This window comes from Bradyrhizobium sp. USDA 4451, from assembly GCF_054822585.1.
In genome coordinates this window covers 5601086-5615016 of the sequence record NZ_JBTRCH010000001.1, presented here as the reverse complement: position 1 = coordinate 5615016, position 13931 = coordinate 5601086, and the positions used below count along the sequence as shown (strand labels likewise).

The following is a 13931-nucleotide window of genomic DNA, read 5'->3' as shown; positions in this document are numbered from 1 at the left end:
TCTCAGATCGGCACGGTTTGCGGCCGCTTCCACCGCACCCACGCCGCGACGATCAGGCGCGTCAGGGTAAAGGCGGTGAACACCGTGGTGATGATGCCGATGCCGAGCGTCACGGCAAAGCCGCGGACCGGTCCGGTGCCGATGTAGAACAGCACGGCGGCGGCAATGAAGGTGGTGATGTTGGAGTCGAGAATCGTCGCCAGCGCCCGCTTGAACCCGGCGTCGATCGCCGAGATCGCGTTGCGGCCGCCGCGCAATTCCTCGCGAATGCGCTCGTAGATCAGCACGTTGGAGTCGACCGCGATGCCGACGGTCAGCACGATGCCGGCGATGCCTGGCAAGGTCAGCGTGGCGTTGAGCAGCGACAGCAGCCCGAAGATCATGGCGACGTTAATGGCCACGGCAATGTTGGCGAACACGCCGAACAGCCGATAGGTGATCAGCATGAACACGATGACCAGGATCGAACCGACATAGGCGGCAAGCTCGCCCTTCTCGATCGAGTCCTGGCCGAGGCCGGGGCCGACGGTGCGCTCCTCGACCACGGTCAGCGGCGCCGGCAGCGCGCCGGCGCGCATCAGGATCGCCAGATCGTTGGCCGACTGCACGGTGAAGCTGCCGGAGATCTGGCCCTGTCCGCCGGTGATCGGCTCGCGGATCACCGGTGCCGAGATCACCTTGTTGTCGAGCACGATCGCAAACGGCTGGCCGACATTGTCGGCGGTCGCCTGCGCGAATTTGCGCGCCCCCGACGTGTTGAACTTGAAGCTGACGATCGCCTCGCCGGTGCGCTGGTCAAAGCCGGGCTGGGCGTCGGAAAGCTCGCCGCCGGACACCAGTACCTGCTTCTTCACGATGTAGGGAACCGGCGGCGGCGACGCGCTCATCAGCCGCTCGGAGTCCGGCGGCACCGTGCCCTGATCGGGTGACACCGAGGTGTCGACCATCCGGAATTCCATCTTCGCGGTCTTGCCGAGCAGCTCCTTCAGATGGGTCGGGTCCTGCAGGCCCGGCACCTGCACCAGGATGCGGTCGGTGCCCTGGCGCTGGATCACCGGCTCGACGGTGCCGAGTTCGTTGACGCGGCGTTCGACGATCTGGATCGACTGTTCGATGGTCTTGCGCATCCGCTCGATCATCGCGGGCTGCGATACCGTGAGGCGGATCAAGCCGCCGCCCGCATCGGTCACGTCGACATCGCGCTGGCCGCTGGAGCCGAGCAACCCGCCGATCGGCTGCGCAACCTCGCGAAGCTTGGCGAGCGCGGCCGGAACGTCGGTTTCCTTCGCGATCCGGGCCTCGACACCGTCGTTGCGAATCTGCACGCCCCCGACGAACTGGATCTTGGCGTCACGCAGCGCCTTGCGGACGTCGTCGCGAACCTGTTCGAGCTTTTCCTTCTTCACGTAGTTGGCGTCGACCTCGAGCAGCAGATACGAGCCGCCCTGCAAATCGAGGCCGAGCACGAGACGCCGCTGCGCCCAGGCCGGCCAGGTCTTGACCTGCGCTTCGGGGAAGAAATTGGGCACGGCGCACAGGCAGACCACCAGCGCTGTCAGGATGATCCCCAGCGCTCGCCACCGCGTGAAATACAACATCGAATTGACCTGTCAGATTCGGCAAAAGGCTCCGCGGCAATCAGCTCGCGGACGCCTCGTCCTTGGCGTCGCCCTTGGCCGGCTCGCCCTTGGTCCGCACGCCCGAAATCATCTGGCGCATCTGCCGCACGCGAACGCCGTCCGAAATCTCGAATTCGATCTGGTCGTCGTCGACGACCTTGGTCACCTTGCCGACCAGGCCGCCCGAGGTCACCACGGTGTCGCCGCGGCGGATGTTCTTCACGAGGTCCGCATGGTCGCGCACCTTCTTCTGCTGCGGGCGCAGAATCAGGAAGTACATGATGACGAAGATCAGCGCGAATGGCAGCAGCGACATCAACATGCTGTTGGTGTCACCACTTGCTCCAGCCTGAGCAAACGCAGGAGTAATCAGCATTCGAACGATCCTCGGATAAGACGGGAAAGGACCGGCAGCGCCCTCGAGCTTCGGGGCGGTATGGCGGTCCGGACAAATTCGCGCGGACTATAGCGGCCGCGGTCCCAATTGCAACGTTAACGGGCCTTCATTTAGGGCGCTTGCGGGACCGCCGCCAGCCCGATAAGGCTGCGCCGTCAGGAACTGGACAAATGTCGAAAAAAGCCAAAAAAACCACCAGTAAAACAACCCGCAAAGCCGCCCCCAAAGCGGCCGCCAAGCGTGCCGCAAACACCGCGACAAAACGCCCGGAAGCTCAGCTCGACGGCGCGACCGCCGAGCGGATCGCGAACGCCCTGGAGACCATTGCGAGCCGCCTCGCGGCCAATTCCCCGGCCCCCGATCCGGCCGAGTCGTTTGCCGCCGCGGACGCCTTTGTCTGGCATCCGGACGGCCGCCTGGCGCCGGTGCCGCGTGTCAGCCGCGTCGAGATCGCCCTGCTCAAGGGCGTCGACCGGATGCGCGACATCCTGATGGAGAATACCGAGCGCTTCGCCGACGGGCTGCCCGCCAACAATGCGCTGCTGTGGGGCGCCCGCGGCATGGGCAAGTCGTCGCTGGTCAAGGCCACTCACGCCAGCATCAATGTCGACCGCAAGCCGGCCGACCGGCTGAAGCTGATCGAGATCCACCGCGAGGACATCGAGAGCCTGCCCGGCCTGATGGAGCTTTTGCGCAGCTCCGCCTTCCGCTTCATCGTGTTCTGCGACGACCTCTCCTTCGACGGCAATGACGCGTCCTACAAATCGCTCAAGGCCGTGCTGGAAGGCGGTATCGAGGGGCGCCCCGACAACGTCATCCTCTATGCGACCTCGAACCGCCGGCATCTGTTGGCGCGCGAGATGATCGAGAACGAGCGTTCGACCGCGATCAATCCGGGCGAAGCCGTCGAGGAGAAGGTGTCGCTGTCGGATCGCTTCGGCCTCTGGCTCGGCTTCCACCGCTGCAGCCAGGACGAGTACCTCGCGATGGTGAAGGGCTATTGCGACCATTACGGTATCAAGATCGCCGAGGACGAACTCGAGCGCGAGGCGCTCGAATGGTCGACCACCCGCGGATCGCGCTCGGGCCGCGTCGCCTGGCAGTACACGCAGGAGCTCGCCGGCCGGCTCGGCGTACGGCTGAGCGGCAAGTAGCCCCGATCGCGCTTCGCGCATTCCCGCAGACGGCCTTCTGAATCCGGCGCGGCATGGGTACACTCTATTCATGCCGGCCGACCCAAGCGCGACTGCGAGACGATGTGGCGAGTGCACCGCCTGCTGCGATGGCTGGCTGAAGATCAGGATTCGCGACCACGACGTCCATCCGGGGCATCCCTGTCCCTTCAGTGGCGCCGGCCAATGCGCGATCTACAACGAGCGCCCGGTCGACCCCTGCCGGAATTTCGTCTGCGGTTGGCTGGCTCCAACGAGCCCGCTGCCCGAATGGATGCGTCCGGATAAGTCCGATCTCATCTTCCTTCCCGCGAGCTTCGTCTGGCGCACCATTCCGGTTGACGTCGCGGTTGCCGTCGGCATGCGTCCGAAAGCAAAGGCCCGCGCCTGGCTCGAAGCCTTCAGCCGCGACAATCGCCGTCCCCTGCTGCTGCAATCGGATGGGGAGTGGCACGCGAATGGACCACCGCAATTCCTGCGCGACATGGTCGAGCGTCTGGCCGACGAGCGAGGCCCCTGGTCGCCGATCTAAGCCGCTCCAGAGGATCGAATCGGTCTCCGCGAAAGCTATTTCTGGAATCCATTATGCCAGAAAGGTACAAAATTTTGCGCCGCAACCATAATTTGTCAGCACACCTGTCCAAATCAATGTGTCTCATTTTCTCAAGCAAATTCTGCTGCTTGGGAATTTCCTGAATTCTATTCCCGAACCACCATGCGACAAATTGATGCAGTGCAATAGTATCATTGTACCTCTTATGTCACAGCGGATGATTATCTCGGTCGCGCGCATGGCATCCATGTATCTGGTGTTTGGTATACATTAACGTTCCTTCACTTTGTAAACGCCCAGCAACCCGCTGCGGCGATCGGCAAAGGGGGGATCAGATGAAGAAGGGATTTCTCGCCGGAACCGCATTCACGGCGATCTGCCTCGTGCTCGCGCAACAGCCTGCACGGGCGGCAACACTGGACGATGTGATGGCGCGTCTGGATGCACTCGAACGAAACAATGCGAAACTTGCCAAGGAGAATGCGCAGCTAAGGGATCGCGTGAATCATATCGCGAGCCGCCCCGCCGAGCCTGCTGCGACGGCCTCGCCGCCAAAGGGAAACCCGGTGCAGCACGCCTCGGTCGCGCCCTCCCCGAAGCCGCCCGAGCGCCCCGTCGTCAGCATCGGCGGCGCGCCGCTCTACAGCAAGGCGCCGGGTGGCAACGCCTTCGTCGACAACACGACCGTCACGCTCTACGGCCACGTCGATCTGTCGGGTGACGTCTTCAACCCCGGCGTGTTCGATCAAGGCACCAAGACCGGAGTGGCGAGCAACCTCACCTTTTTCGGCATTCACGCCCGCCATGATCTTGAACCGTATGGTTACGCCGGCTGGGCCGCCGTCGCCCAGTTTGAATCGCTGGTCGAAGTCGCCGCGGTTCCGACCGAACGTGCCGCGTTTGGAACGCGCGACAGCTTCATCGGGATGCAAACGCCGTGGGGCACCATCAAGGCCGGCAAATCGGATACGCCCTACAAGAAATCCACATCGAAGTTCGATCCGTTCTCGGCGACGCTTGGCGACTACAATTCGATCATGGGCAATACCGGCGGCGACCTGCGTGCGGAGTTCGATTGGCGCGCAGCGCATGCGGTCTGGTACGAATCGCCGGTCTGGAACGGCTTCCAGGCAACCTTGATGGCCTCGCCGGGACAGAACACCGCGAGAGACAACAGCGACTTCGCACTCGGCGATTTCAACTGCCCCGGCACGTCTGCGCGCGGCAGCGGCAGCGGCTTCCCGCTGACATCGGCGCCGGAAGGCTGCACCGACGGCTCCTACGGCAATCTCTACAGCGCCTCGCTGACCTACAATCAGGGGCCGTTCACGGCGATCGCCGCCTACGAGATGCATGAAGGCACCAACCGCACCGGCGACGAGGCCGTCACGCCCTTGAGTAATGGCGGTGTGTTGATCGTGCCGCCGGGAGCCGTCGGCATCGCCAACGAATGGGCCGCGAAGATCGGTGGCGGCTATCGCTTCGACGACGGCATCGGCAAGCTGCAGCTCTACGGCATCTACGAAGTCATGCGACGCGAGAACACGGTGGCCGACTTCAACGAGCGGTCGCGCGACGGCTATTTCATAAGCGCCACCCAGAGCATCGGCGCTTGGGATGTCAGCGGGTCATGGGCTCACGCCAACGCCTCACCCGGTTCGCCCGGGACAGGCGTGTTCAACAATTACACCGTCACTCCGGCAGCAGGATCGGCCGACTTTGCCCTGAACACGTTGGACAGCAGCGCCGATCAATATGCAGCAGGCGTCAAGTACCATTTCAGCCCGGTGGTGGCGTGGTATCTCGTCGGCAGCTATCTGCGCAACGGCCCCGGCGCGCATTACTGCCTCGGCGTGAGCGGTCATGGTTACGGCGTGTGCGGACGCGACGCCAACAACAACGTGGTCGCCGGCAACAAGGCGAGCGCGGTGACAACCGGCATGACGTTCGACTTCTAATCAAAACAAAACGGGGGAAGCTTGCGCCTCCCCCGTTGTCTTTGTTGTGAGACTTGGAAGTCCCTTCGAAGTCCGGACGCGTGACTTACGCGCCGTTGAGGAACTGGAGCGGATCGACCGGGGACGATCCCTTGCGAATTTCGAAATGAAGCTGCGGCGAGCCCGCCTCGCCCGACTGGCCCGACTTGGCGATCACCTGGCCGCGCTTGATGGTATCGCCGCGCTTCACCAGGAGCTCGCTGGCATGGGCGTAGGCGGTGACGTAACCGTTGGAATGGCGCACCAGCACCAGATTGCCGTAGCCCTTCAGCTCATTGCCGGAGTAAGCGACGACGCCGTCTTCGGCCGCCTTCACCGGCGTGCCTTCGGGCACCGCGACGTTGATGCCGTCATTGACCTTGCCGTTGGTCTTCGAACCGTAGGCGGTGATGACTTTGCCGCGCACCGGCCAGCGGAAGGTCGGCAATGCGCCGGTGGCCTCGCTCGACTTGGCGGCGACAGGCGCCTCAGCGGCGGCGGCCGGCTGTTCCACGGTTGCAGTCGGCTGCACCAGCCGTGCGCTCTGCTGCGGCTGCGCAGTGGCGACGACCTTCGGAGCCGCCACGGCCGGCGCAGGCGCCGCGGTCACAACCGGTGCGGCAGCAACGGGTTGCGCAACCGGTGCTGGAGCCGCCATCGCGGTCTTGGCACCGGGCACCACGAGCTTCATGCCGAGGCTGAGCCTCGCCGACTGGTCGAGATTGTTGGCGCGGGCGAGCTCGGCCACCGGAATGTGGTGCTGGCGCGCGATGCTGTGCAGCGTGTCGCCGCGGTTGACATAGTGGACGCCGGAAGGCGCTGCCGCCGCGGCAACCGGACGCGTGGCAGGAGCCGCCATCGCAGGCGCCGCGGCGACGGCCCCCGCGTGCGGAATGATCAGCTGCTGGCCGGGCGACAGCGCGCGCGGTCCCTTGTAGCCGTTGGCGCGGAGGATCTCGGCGGTTGAGACGTTGTAGCGACGCGCCAGCACCTCCAGCGTATCGCTGGTGCCGACGATGATGGTGGTGCCGCTGTGTCCGGCATGCGCTGCGGCGACCGAACGCGGAACGGTGCCGGTGGTCTCGATCTGCGGCCGCGCCGGCGGCGGGGTGTAGGACGAAAGCCCACGGCCGCCTCCGGAGACGCCGGCGTTGCCGTTGGCAACCGGATAGGACTGCGGCGGTGCGACCGGCGGCGGCAACGGCTGCGACTGGTACTGCGAATATTGCGGCTGCGTTCGCGGCCGCGCGTATTGCGGCAGCTCGCGCGGCGGCGGTGCCTGCTGCACCGTGCCGGTCGGCTGCGGATCAAACGCAAACGGATTTTGCGAGTAGGAGTTTTGCGAGAAGCGCGACGACATATCGGCGCTGCAACCGGCAAAAGCCATGGACATCAGCGCCAGCACCGCAACCTGCGGTACGCGACGCGAGCGAAGCAACTCAACAACCCCAGACATGGTTACTCACTCGTACGCAACAAAAGACTGTTTTGAGTAAACACCTCGCGAGTAAATAACCGCTTAACCCTGCGAATAAGGCGTTGGTGCCAAGCAGCAAATCGCCAAACTTACAATTCGCGCGCGATTCCCTGCAGCGCCGGCACGAAGCGGACGTCGACCAGTTCCTTGCGGTCGAAGCCGTTTGCTGTCCGCACCATCCTGACCAGGGTCTGAGTGCCCTGATGCGGACCGACCGGGGCGATCAGGACGCCACCCGGCTCGAGCCGCTCCAGCAGCTTCTCAGGCACCTGCTCCATCGCCGCGGTGACGATGATGCGGTCGAAATCGCCCGCCCCGGCCGGGACCTCGAAGCCGTCGCCGAACAGCACCTCGATATTGTAGTAGCCCAGCTTCTCGAGGCGCTTGCGGGCGCCGTCCGCCAACGTCCGGTAGCGCTCGATGGTCAGGACCTGCTTGCACAGCCGGGACAGCACGGCCGCCTGGTAACCCGACCCGGTGCCGATCTCGAGCACGCGGTGGTCCTTCTGCAGCTGCAGCTGCTCGGTCATGTAGGCCACGACGAAGGGCTGGCTGATGGTCTGCCCGCAGGCGATCGCAAGCGCGCTGTCGCGATAAGCATAGTTGCGATCGCGCGGATCGACGAACACCTCGCGCGGCACCTCCTCCATGGTACGCAGCACCGCCTGATCGCTCACCCCCCGCCGCCGCAGGGTGAGTTGAAACATCATCTTCTCGGTCGGATCGGGGGTTACGGCCATGTTCATCAGCTAATCTGGGCAGTAGCGGACTCTCACTCAGCTTGATGCCATTGAAATCCGAAATACCGCGTTAAGGAAAAATTTCCCGTCACCCTTTGTTCCCGGTCAGGAACCGGTACGCCGATTCCGGGTTGGCGCCGGTGCGGCAGCTTCCCATATAATGCGGGCGCGATGCGCGGGTCAGCGCCGGACGGCGCGGACCAGGGCTTTTTGGTCGAGCCGCCACTCGTCCACCGCTGGACGAATCCGGCGTAGCTAGTCTGTCACAGCGACGTGGCGAACTGGCGATGCGCGCTGGAAAAGGACCAATTCCCAAACGTTTGCATTGCGCCTCGTGGTGTTATTTGCGAGCCTATTTCAGGGACGGGCAAGGATTCCATCATGACAGCGACACGGCCGGCGGGCTGTTCAGTTTTCCTCGTGGAGGACGAGGTCATGATCCGGATGATGGTCGCCGATATGCTGGAAGAGCTCGGCCACAGCGTGGCGGCCGAGGCCGGCGAGATCGGCGAAGCGGTCAAGCTCGCGCAATCCACCGAATTCGACCTCGCGATCCTCGACGTCAACGTCAACGGCAAGGTGATCACCCCGGTCGCGGAACTGATCAATGCCCGCAACCGCCCCTTCATCTTCGCGACCGGCTACGGCTCGTCCGGCCTGCCGCCGGAATATCGCGACCGTCCGGCGCTGCAAAAGCCCTTCCAGCTGGAAACGCTCGCCCAGGTGATCTCCAGCGCGATGAAGCGCGCGCCGGTTTAGATTTCGGGTTCTTCGTAGCCCGGATGCAGCAGAGCGCAATCCGGGAATCTTCTACGTATCGAGAGCGGCCCCGGATTACGCTTCGCTCCATCCGGGCTACAAGAATTCACTTCAGCGTTGCGGTCAACGTATCCGAGAACGCTTCGTCGGTGCGGTCGAGACGCAGCGGCGTCACCGAGACGTAGCGCGCGGCAAGCGCGGCGAGATCGGTGCCTTCGGCCGGCGTATCCATCATCGCCGCGCGCTCGAAGCCGATCCAGAAATACGGATTGCCGCGTCCGTCGTGACGACGATCGATCTTCAGGAAACCCTGATTGCGCTTGCCCTGCCGCGTGATCCGGATGCCCTTGACCTCGTCAGGCATGCAGGACGGGAAGTTGACGTTGATGACGGTGTTCCTCGGCACGCCCGCCTCGATCACCTTGCGGATGATGTCGGGGCCGAATTTCAGCGCAGTGTCCCACAGCGGCGCGTTGCGCGTGTCGATCGAAAACTCCTGCGACAGCGCAAATGACGGAAAGCCCAGGATGGTGCCTTCCAGCGCGCCGGCGATGGTGCCGGAATAGACTACGTCCTCGGCGACGTTGCGGCCCTTGTTGACACCGCTCAGCACGAGATCGGGCAGCTTGTCCCCGAGGATGTGGCGCGCGCCCATGATGACACAATCGGTCGGCGTGCCGCGCACCGCGAAGTGACGCGGGCCGATCTCGCGCAAGCGCAGCGGATCGTTCAGCGACAGCGAATGCGAGACGCCGGACTGGTCGAGCTCGGGGGCGACGATCCAGACGTCCTCGGACAGAGCGCGTGCGATCTGCTCAATGACCTTCAAGCCCGGAGCGTTGATGCCGTCATCATTGGTGCAGAGAATTCGCATCCGTCAAAGTGCCTCTTGTTCCGATTCGACGCGGGTTTCTTGGATTGCAGTTGTTTGCGTCGATGGCCGTCTTAACCGGCTAGGGCCGCCGAGGCAAACTTGACGACGGCCCGTGCCACCGCGTCGAGGTCACGCGCCACGGACGGACAAATTTGCCGCTACCGGCGATCTTGCGCTCGAATACCGGCCAGGGCCGGCCTGACCAATCGCCGAACGACCGTGATAGCCGGCGCCAACGGGGGCACGTCCGGTTTCTTGACCGGCGCAGCCGGGCGCAATTCGGATTTCGGAGCCTCAAGCTCGGCAGCGACGGCCTCGGGAGCTTCGGATTTCGAAGCTTCGGACCGGAGCGGCTCAAGCTTCGGAGGACTTGGCTTGGGAGCTTCCCGGTAGGTCGATTCAGCCTTGGCTGGCTCGGGCTTGGCAGGCTCCGGCTTGGCGGGCGGCTTGGGCTGCTCAACCTTCGGCGGGGCAACCTTCCGAGCTTCAGGTACAGGCGCCTCGGGGGTGAGCGGCGCGGACTGGCGGAGCTCCGGCTTGCCAGATTCCGGAGGCTCCGATTTGGGGAGTTCGGACCGGGTGGCTTCCGCCTGCAACGGCTCAGCCTTGGGCGGCGCGGGCGCCACCGGTGCGGGCGGCTCGTCCGGTCTTGCACTGGGGGCTGCCGCAGCCGATCGCGATTTCAGCCGTGCCAGCAATTCCTCGATCGACGGCACCGATGCGGCGTCAAGCGGCGCACGTGGCGCGGCCGCCGGCGTCGCCCGGATCGGAGGCGGAGGCGGCGGCGCAACCATGGCTGACGGCGGCAGATCGGCCGGCGCAAGTTGCGCGAACTTGCCGCGCGCGATCTCCAGCGCCTTGTCGAAGTCGGGCCTGTCGATCCAGGCCTTGGATTGCACCTCGACCACGCGGGCGTCCCACAGCCGCGCGGCCTCGATGTCGTAATAGCCCATCTGCTTCTGATTGATCAGTTGCAGACCGTGGCCGGTGACGGCCCATTGCTTGCCAAGCCAGTGGATATCACGGTGCAGCGGCATCACACTGGCCCTCGCCTCACATGCCGTGCTCGATGACCTTGAGCCCGCCCATATAGGGCTGCAGCACGTCGGGCACCGCGATCGAACCATCCTGCTGCTGGTAGGTCTCCATGACGGCGATCAAGGCGCGGCCGACCGCCGTGCCGGAGCCGTTGAGCGTGTGCACGAAACGCGGTTTGCCGTCGGGACCGCGATAGCGCGCGTCCATCCGGCGGGCCTGGAAATCGCCGCACACCGAGCAGCTCGAGATCTCGCGATAGGCGCCGCCGTCGCCCTGGCCCGGCATCCAGACCTCGATGTCGTAGGTCTTCTGCGCGGAGAAGCCCATGTCGCCGGCGCACAGCGTCATCACGCGATAATGCAGATCGAGCTTCTGGAGCACCTGCTCGGCGCAAGACAGCATGCGCTCGAGCTCGTCCTTGCTGGCTTCCGGCGTCGTGATCGAGACCAGCTCGACTTTTGTAAATTGGTGCTGCCGGATCATGCCGCGCGTATCGCGTCCCGCCGCACCCGCCTCGGCGCGGAAGCACGGCGTCAGCGCCGTGAGCCGCATCGGCAGCTCCTTCTCGTCGAGGATGGATTCGCGCGCGAGGTTGGTCAGCGAGACTTCCGCGGTGGGAATGAGACCGAGGCGCTCGCTGCGCAGATCCGCATTCGGCGCCGCAAGCAATTCGCCCTTGATCGCCCAGAACTGGTCATCCTCGAATTTCGGCAATTGCCCGGTGCCGAACATCACGGCATCGCGCACCAGAAGCGGCGGGTTGATCTCGGCGTAGCCATGCTCGCCGGTGTGCAGGTCGAGCATGAACTGCCCGATCGCGCGCTCGAGCCGCGCCAATCCCTTCTTCAGCACGACGAAACGCGCACCGGACAATTTCGCCGCCGCTTCGAAGTCCATAGTGCCGAGCGCGGTGCCGAGATCGTCATGCAGCTTCGGCGCAAAGTCGTAGTCGCGCTTCTTGCCGTACACGTGGTGCTGGACGTTGCCGTGCTCGTCGGTGCCGTCGGGCACCTCGTCGAGCGGCAGATTGGGGATCGACGACAGCTGCTTGGTCAGCTCTTCGTCGGCCGCCTTCGCCGACGCCTCGAGCTCCGGCATCGTGGTCTTCAGTTCTGCGACCTCGGCCATCAGCTTGGCCGCGCGCGCCTCGTCCTTGGCCTTCTTGGCGTCGCCGATCTCCTTCGAGGCCGCATTGCGCCGCGCCTGGGCCTGCTCGGAGGCCAGGATCGCCGCACGCCGCTTCTCGTCGATCGCCAGCAGCGACGGCGACAGCGCGTCCAACCCGCGGCGTTTCAGGCCGGCGTCGAAGGCTGCGGGGTTGTCGCGGATCGCTTTGATGTCGTGCATGGCAGTCCTGGTGGCTATGCGTAGGTAGACTACGGTTACGTAGCTCCACTACCACGACGGTCATCATCCGCGAAGGCGGATGATCCAGTATTCCAGAGACGTCCGTGTGTGACGGAGGGGCCGCAGCGTACTTGATACCCCGCTTTCGCGGGGTATGACACCGGCTGCGCGGCCTGAACCGCCCTACTCGGCCGGATTGGTCGCGGACGGCGCCGTGGATGAGGCGGTGGCGGCCTTCTTCTCCACGATCCGCACCGCGATGATGGCGCCCTCGTAGAGCGCCAGCAGCGGGATCGCCAGCGAGGCCTGGCTCAGCACGTCGGGTGGCGTCAGCACCGCGGCGATGATGAAGGCGATCACGATGAAATAGCGCCGCTTATCCTTCAGCATTTTCGAGGTGACGATGCCGATGCGGCCGAGCAGCGTCAGGATCACCGGCAGCTGGAACGCGATGCCGAAGGCGAAGATCAGCGACATCATCAGCGAGAGATATTCGCCGACCTTGGGCAGCAGCTGGATCTGCGCGGTCTCCGCGCCGCCGGCCTGCTGCATACCGAGCGAGAACCGCACCAGCATCGGCAGCACGACGAAATAGACCAGCGCCGCGCCCATCACGAAGAATACCGGGGTCGCGATCAGATACGGCAGGAAGGCGTTGCGCTCATGCCGGTAGAGCCCAGGCGCGACGAATTTGTAGATCTGGGTGGCGACGATCGGGAACGAAATGAAGCCGGCGCCGAACAGCGCAAGCTTCAGCTGGGTGATGAAATATTCCAGCAGCGCGGTGTAGATGAACTTCGAATTCTCGGGGCCTGCGATCCAGACGAACGGCCAGACCAGCACGTTGTAGATCTGCTTGGCGAAGAAGAAGCAGATGATGAAGGCCACGCCGAAGCCGAGCAGCGCCTTGATCAGCCGCGAACGCAGCTCGATCAGGTGATCCATCAGGGGGGCCTTGGAGGCCTCGATATCTTCGGCGCTCATGACGCTCTCGCGTCCTTCAGCACGTCGGGCTGCGCCGGCGTCACGTCCTGCGGCTCCGCCTTCACCTCACTGGTGATGGCGAGCGGCTCGCCGGCGGCAACGTGCGTCTCGGCCTCGACGAAGGTTTCCGGCGTCGGCTCCGCCGGCGTCGTGGGCGTCACCGGTTCGTTGATCGCAGACGCCACCTGCGCATCGACCGGCTTGTCGATCTGCAGGGCGTCGCTGACGTCCTTCTGCAGCGAGGTCATGATGTTGCCGCTGGTGATGCCGGTGGCGGCTTCCCGGACCTCGTCAAAGCTCTTCTTGAGGTCGGCCATCTCGGCCTCGCGCATGGCCTCCTGGAACTGGCCCTGGAATTCGGCGGCCATCTTGCGGGCCTTGCCCATCCATTGCCCGACCATGCGCAGCACGCCCGGAAGCTCTTTCGGGCCGATGGCGATCAGCGCGACGACCGCGATGACGACCAGTTCACTCCACCCGATGTCGAACATGAATTCTTCCGCCTAAGCGCGCCGCCATCGGCCCCATCTGTCCTCACAGGATGTGGGGCTGCCGGCGCCTTTTCTCAATCGGCGTCCATAGCGCGTCCGTGCGACCGCGTCACCGTTTCGCGCAAGAAAACGCGCAACAAAAAACGTCGAAATATGCGTCAAGACGAACGCGTTAGACGGCCTTGCTGCCGACGTCCTGGCGCGCGGCGGACGGCGCCGCATTGTGATCGATCGCCTTGGTCGACTCGGCCTTGTCGGCAACCTTGTCGTCGTCCTGCATGCCTTTCTTGAAGGCCTTGATGCCCTGAGCGACGTCACCCATCAGGTCCGAAATCTTGCCGCGTCCGAACAGCAGCAGGACCACTGCGATCACGACGATCCAGTGCCAAATGCTAAGCGAACCCATCCTGCAACCCTCCAGAAATGGCCGGCGGACCGGCCTGAACATGGCCGGAAGTTAGGCCTGCGGGGTGTCAAAAACAAGGACCTCGGCCGCGGCAAATC

14 protein-coding genes are annotated in these 13931 nt (G+C 64.4%); 4 read left to right on the top strand and 10 right to left on the bottom strand.

Annotated features, from left to right (window positions below; translation table 11 throughout):
• Positions 1 to 2: 2 nt before the first annotated feature.
• Both secD and yajC read right to left on the bottom strand, forming a co-directional pair.
• Positions 3 to 1598: a protein translocase subunit SecD gene (gene secD, locus ACVMB0_RS25815; protein ID WP_456798140.1), complete on the bottom strand. Its 1596-nt coding sequence runs from the start codon at positions 1596 to 1598 to the stop codon at positions 3 to 5.
• Between the two features lie 40 nt (positions 1599 to 1638).
• On the bottom strand, positions 1639 to 1995 hold the full coding sequence (gene yajC / locus ACVMB0_RS25810; protein WP_021081225.1) for a preprotein translocase subunit YajC: 357 nt from the start codon (positions 1993 to 1995) through the stop codon (positions 1639 to 1641).
• Between the two features lie 191 nt (positions 1996 to 2186).
• Here yajC and ACVMB0_RS25805 point away from each other — a divergent pair, with 191 nt between their 5' ends.
• From ACVMB0_RS25805 to ACVMB0_RS25795, 3 genes are all read left to right on the top strand, one after another.
• Positions 2187 to 3170 (top strand): ATP-binding protein, encoded by a 984-nt coding sequence (locus ACVMB0_RS25805; protein WP_456798141.1) that lies wholly within the window; start codon positions 2187 to 2189, stop codon positions 3168 to 3170.
• Positions 3171 to 3240: 70 nt separating this feature from the next.
• Entirely contained in the window at positions 3241 to 3720 is a 480-nt protein-coding gene (locus ACVMB0_RS25800; protein ID WP_456754924.1) for a hypothetical protein, read from the top strand.
• Between the two features lie 281 nt (positions 3721 to 4001).
• Entirely contained in the window at positions 4002 to 5699 is a 1698-nt protein-coding gene (locus ACVMB0_RS25795) for a porin (RefSeq protein WP_456754925.1), read from the top strand.
• 85 nt (positions 5700 to 5784) lie between these two features.
• Here the strand turns inward: ACVMB0_RS25795 and ACVMB0_RS25790 are convergent, their stop codons facing one another.
• Complete coding sequence (locus ACVMB0_RS25790; RefSeq protein WP_461348105.1) at positions 5785 to 7173, bottom strand: peptidoglycan DD-metalloendopeptidase family protein; 1389 nt, start codon at positions 7171 to 7173, stop codon at positions 5785 to 5787.
• A 110-nt stretch (positions 7174 to 7283) separates the two neighbouring features.
• On the bottom strand, positions 7284 to 7940 hold the full coding sequence (locus ACVMB0_RS25785) for a protein-L-isoaspartate(D-aspartate) O-methyltransferase (protein ID WP_456754927.1): 657 nt from the start codon (positions 7938 to 7940) through the stop codon (positions 7284 to 7286).
• 375 nt (positions 7941 to 8315) lie between these two features.
• Between ACVMB0_RS25785 and ACVMB0_RS25780 the strand changes: the two genes are divergently transcribed.
• Complete coding sequence (locus ACVMB0_RS25780) at positions 8316 to 8693, top strand: response regulator (RefSeq protein ID WP_456754928.1); 378 nt, start codon at positions 8316 to 8318, stop codon at positions 8691 to 8693.
• Positions 8694 to 8799: 106 nt separating this feature from the next.
• On the opposite strand, the gene surE is transcribed toward ACVMB0_RS25780, so the two are convergent.
• The 6 genes from surE to ACVMB0_RS25750 form a co-directional block, all read right to left on the bottom strand.
• Positions 8800 to 9567 (bottom strand): 5'/3'-nucleotidase SurE, encoded by a 768-nt coding sequence (gene surE, locus ACVMB0_RS25775; protein ID WP_456754929.1) that lies wholly within the window; start codon positions 9565 to 9567, stop codon positions 8800 to 8802.
• A 158-nt stretch (positions 9568 to 9725) separates the two neighbouring features.
• A complete protein-coding gene (locus tag ACVMB0_RS25770) occupies positions 9726 to 10607 on the bottom strand; it encodes a hypothetical protein (RefSeq protein WP_461348104.1) in 882 nt (293 codons plus the stop codon).
• Positions 10608 to 10620: 13 nt separating this feature from the next.
• Positions 10621 to 11952 carry a serine--tRNA ligase gene (serS, locus tag ACVMB0_RS25765; RefSeq protein WP_456754931.1) on the bottom strand — a complete coding sequence of 444 codons (1332 nt, stop codon included), beginning with the start codon at positions 11950 to 11952 and terminating at the stop codon, positions 10621 to 10623.
• A gap of 183 nt (positions 11953 to 12135) precedes the next feature.
• Complete coding sequence (gene tatC / locus ACVMB0_RS25760) at positions 12136 to 12936, bottom strand: twin-arginine translocase subunit TatC (RefSeq protein ID WP_456754932.1); 801 nt, start codon at positions 12934 to 12936, stop codon at positions 12136 to 12138.
• The gene (tatB, locus tag ACVMB0_RS25755) at positions 12933 to 13427 is read right to left on the bottom strand and encodes a Sec-independent protein translocase protein TatB (protein ID WP_456754933.1); all 495 of its coding nucleotides are present in this window, start codon (positions 13425 to 13427) and stop codon (positions 12933 to 12935) included. Before tatB ends, tatC begins: the two co-directional genes overlap by 4 nt.
• Positions 13428 to 13599: 172 nt before the next feature.
• Positions 13600 to 13833 (bottom strand): twin-arginine translocase TatA/TatE family subunit, encoded by a 234-nt coding sequence (locus tag ACVMB0_RS25750; protein ID WP_456754934.1) that lies wholly within the window; start codon positions 13831 to 13833, stop codon positions 13600 to 13602.
• Positions 13834 to 13931: the final 98 nt, after the last annotated feature.

Excerpts from the sequence above, each read along its gene's own strand:
- secD (WP_456798140.1), bottom strand. The coding sequence starts at position 1,598 with ATGTTGTATTTCACGCGGTGGCGAGCGCTGGGGATCATCCTGACAGCG.
- yajC (WP_021081225.1), bottom strand. The coding sequence starts at position 1,995 with ATGCTGATTACTCCTGCGTTTGCTCAGGCTGGAGCAAGTGGTGACACC.
- ACVMB0_RS25805 (WP_456798141.1), top strand. The coding sequence starts at position 2,187 with ATGTCGAAAAAAGCCAAAAAAACCACCAGTAAAACAACCCGCAAAGCC.
- ACVMB0_RS25800 (WP_456754924.1), top strand. The coding sequence starts at position 3,241 with ATGCCGGCCGACCCAAGCGCGACTGCGAGACGATGTGGCGAGTGCACC.
- ACVMB0_RS25790 (WP_461348105.1), bottom strand. The coding sequence starts at position 7,173 with ATGTCTGGGGTTGTTGAGTTGCTTCGCTCGCGTCGCGTACCGCAGGTT.
- ACVMB0_RS25785 (WP_456754927.1), bottom strand. The coding sequence starts at position 7,940 with ATGAACATGGCCGTAACCCCCGATCCGACCGAGAAGATGATGTTTCAA.
- ACVMB0_RS25780 (WP_456754928.1), top strand. The coding sequence starts at position 8,316 with ATGACAGCGACACGGCCGGCGGGCTGTTCAGTTTTCCTCGTGGAGGAC.
- surE (WP_456754929.1), bottom strand. The coding sequence starts at position 9,567 with ATGCGAATTCTCTGCACCAATGATGACGGCATCAACGCTCCGGGCTTG.
- serS (WP_456754931.1), bottom strand. The coding sequence starts at position 11,952 with ATGCACGACATCAAAGCGATCCGCGACAACCCCGCAGCCTTCGACGCC.
- tatC (WP_456754932.1), bottom strand. The coding sequence starts at position 12,936 with ATGAGCGCCGAAGATATCGAGGCCTCCAAGGCCCCCCTGATGGATCAC.
- tatB (WP_456754933.1), bottom strand. The coding sequence starts at position 13,427 with ATGTTCGACATCGGGTGGAGTGAACTGGTCGTCATCGCGGTCGTCGCG.
- ACVMB0_RS25750 (WP_456754934.1), bottom strand. The coding sequence starts at position 13,833 with ATGGGTTCGCTTAGCATTTGGCACTGGATCGTCGTGATCGCAGTGGTC.